This window comes from Flammeovirga sp. AWQ4_249 (assembly GCF_056161045.1).
Map to the genome: position 1 here is coordinate 1 of NZ_JBSWYJ010000092.1, position 2831 is coordinate 2831.

At 34.8% G+C, this 2831-nt stretch carries 2 protein-coding genes; one reads left to right on the forward strand and one right to left on the reverse strand.

Translation table 11 applies throughout. The annotated features are described in order from the left end of the window. Positions 1 to 40: 40 nt before the first annotated feature. Entirely contained in the window at positions 41 to 226 is a 186-nt protein-coding gene (locus tag ACXAHM_RS26155) for a hypothetical protein (protein WP_474967036.1), read from the reverse strand. Between the two features lie 473 nt (positions 227 to 699). On the opposite strand from ACXAHM_RS26155, the gene ACXAHM_RS26160 reads away from it, so the two are divergent. Next, on the forward strand, positions 700 to 2831 hold a 2132-nt coding region (locus tag ACXAHM_RS26160; RefSeq protein ID WP_474967037.1), incomplete at its 3' end, for a beta strand repeat-containing protein.

The window sequence follows — 2831 nt, forward strand, 5'->3', positions numbered from 1 at the left end:
ACAGAAAACTCCTGACTATGATCTTTAATGAACTTATAGGTTAACTGTCGCTCTTGGAGAATATGCCTATGGCCTTTTTTAAAATATCACGCTCTGTTTGTACCTTTTTAAGTTCTCTTTCTAACTGTACAATTCTAGATTCTTCTGGTGTTTGTACAGCTTTTCCATTGCCCTGAAAAGAGTTACCTTCATATTTATCATATTCACGAACCCATCTTCTGATCATCTAAGTTATTCTCTTCAGTAACAGTCTTTGCTAGTCTACCACTTTGAACCAAGTTGACTATCCAAGAATATCGTCATCTATTGTCTTGATATTGAAAACAAACGTGTGGCTTTCAGTTTGTTTTGTGCTTTTGTCCCAAAATCCAAAAAATATTTTTTGGATTGAAAAAACTTAACTAACTCTCCTTTTTAATGCAACTATTAAACTATATACATGTAACAGATGCTTACATTACCATATATAAATTAAGTTTATTTTTTTTAATTGATTATTGTAACTGTAAGAATTAAAGTTATAAGGATTAAAATATTATTGATTAAAAATAAGATGATAACATTGTGAATGTAAATAAAGCTTTTAACTTAAGATGGTACTCACATAAGAACTTGTAACATATCTAAATGACAAACTACTTATTAAAAACAAAGAGAAGAGTTTGAAAAAGTTTAAATATTGATTAAACAATTTAGAATATGAAAAAAGTATTAATCCATTTATTGGTTTCGCTTATTGGAATAATAAATACATTTGCAGAGCCTTATACCTTTGGTAATATAGGTTCTCATGATGGAGATATATTAACCAATGAAACTGACGTTAGCGATCTAAAACAGAGTGAGGCCATTGACAACCAAATGAACTTTACAACAAGTACCCAGTCTCCATTATCTTTTACCATAGATAATTTCACATCAGATGAACTCACTATTTCATTTGAAGTAGGTTCCGGTTCTTTGATTGCAGCAGGTGGAGCTCCAAGTTCTCGAGATTTATTTTTAATAGCTTCTGATAATAGTATCAATAACAATTGGGTATTGTCTACATCAGCAACAATAACAGGAAGTGGACAACTGGGAAGTAGTTCACTAAACTTAGGTAGTTGTACTATGTTTGATAATAATAGCTCAGGAGGTGATATTTTGAGAATGACATTCGATAGTGACTTATCACTAGGGGACAATGTCACTTCAAAAATAACAGTTACATATAGTGGTACCAATCTTTTTGACCCAACAATGCTTAGCTCTTTTACATTAACTTGGGGAACTAAGGATATAGGTTCTGCATTTCCTTGGGGAGATGTTCAAAGTAACAACACAGTCAGCCAAGCAAATAGTGTTCCTACAGTAAGTGCTTCTACCGCATCTTCAATAACCGCTACGACAGCAACTCTAAATGGTAGTATTACTGACCTTGGTGGTGTAGATATCACAGAAAGAGGCTTTTATTACAGTACTACTGATGGATTTTCGGATGGAACAGGAACCAAAGTTTCTACTACTGGTACATATAGTACTGTAGGAGCTTATACTGAAAATGTAACGGGTTTAACAGCAAATACTACTTATTATATAAAAGCTTTTGCTACTAATAGCGAAGGGACTAGTTATTCGAGCCAGGAGAGCTTTACAACAAGTACCCAGTCTCCATTATCTTTTACCATAGATAATTTCACATCAGATGAACTCACTATTTCATTTGAAGTAGGTTCCGGTTCTTTGATTGCAGCAGGTGGAGCTCCAAGTTCTCGAGATTTATTTTTAATAGCTTCTGATAATAGTATCAATAACAATTGGGTATTGTCTACATCAGCAACAATAACAGGAAGTGGACAACTGGGAAGTAGTTCACTAAACTTAGGTAGTTGTACTATGTTTGATAATAATAGCTCAGGAGGTGATATTTTGAGAATGACATTCGATAGTGACTTATCACTAGGGGACAATGTCACTTCAAAAATAACAGTTACATATAGTGGTACCAATCTTTTTGACCCAACAATGCTTAGCTCTCTTACATTAACTTGGGGAACTAAGGATATAGGTTCTGCATTTCCTTGGGGAGATGTTCAAAGTAACAACACAGTCAGCCAAGCTAATAGTGTTCCTACAGTAAGTGCCTCTACCGCATCTTCAATAACTGCTACGACAGCAACTCTAAATGGTAGTATTACTGACCTTGGTGGTGTAGATATCACAGAAAGAGGCTTTTATTACAGTACTACTGATGGATTTTCGGATGGAACAGGAACCAAAGTTTCTACTACTGGTACATATAGTACTGTAGGAGCTTATACTGAAAATGTAACGGGTTTAACAGCAAATACTACTTATTATATAAAAGCTTTTGCTACTAATAGCGAAGGGACTAGTTATTCGAGCCAGGAGAGCTTTACAACAAACAAGGAAGCCCAAACTATAACATTCCCCACACTTAGTAATATGGTTTATGGAAGTGCGAATGTTGCTCCAGGTGCTACAACCTCTTCTGGTTTAACTATTACATATAGTAGTAGTGATGAAAATATTGCCACGATTATAAATGGTGAAATACACGCTAATGCAACAGGTACAGTGACCATATATGCTAACCAAGCTGGGAATAGTACTTATTTAGCAGCTGCACAAGAATCACAAAACCTAACTATTACCTCAAAAGCACTTACTGTAACAAATGCAGTAGCGGAAAACAAAGTATATAATGGCAATACAGAAGCTGTTATTTCAGGAGCAACATTAAGCGGTTTGATCAATGGCGATATTGTTACATTGACGGATGCAACAGCTGGAACATTTGCCTCAAAAGATGTTGGAACAGGTATTAG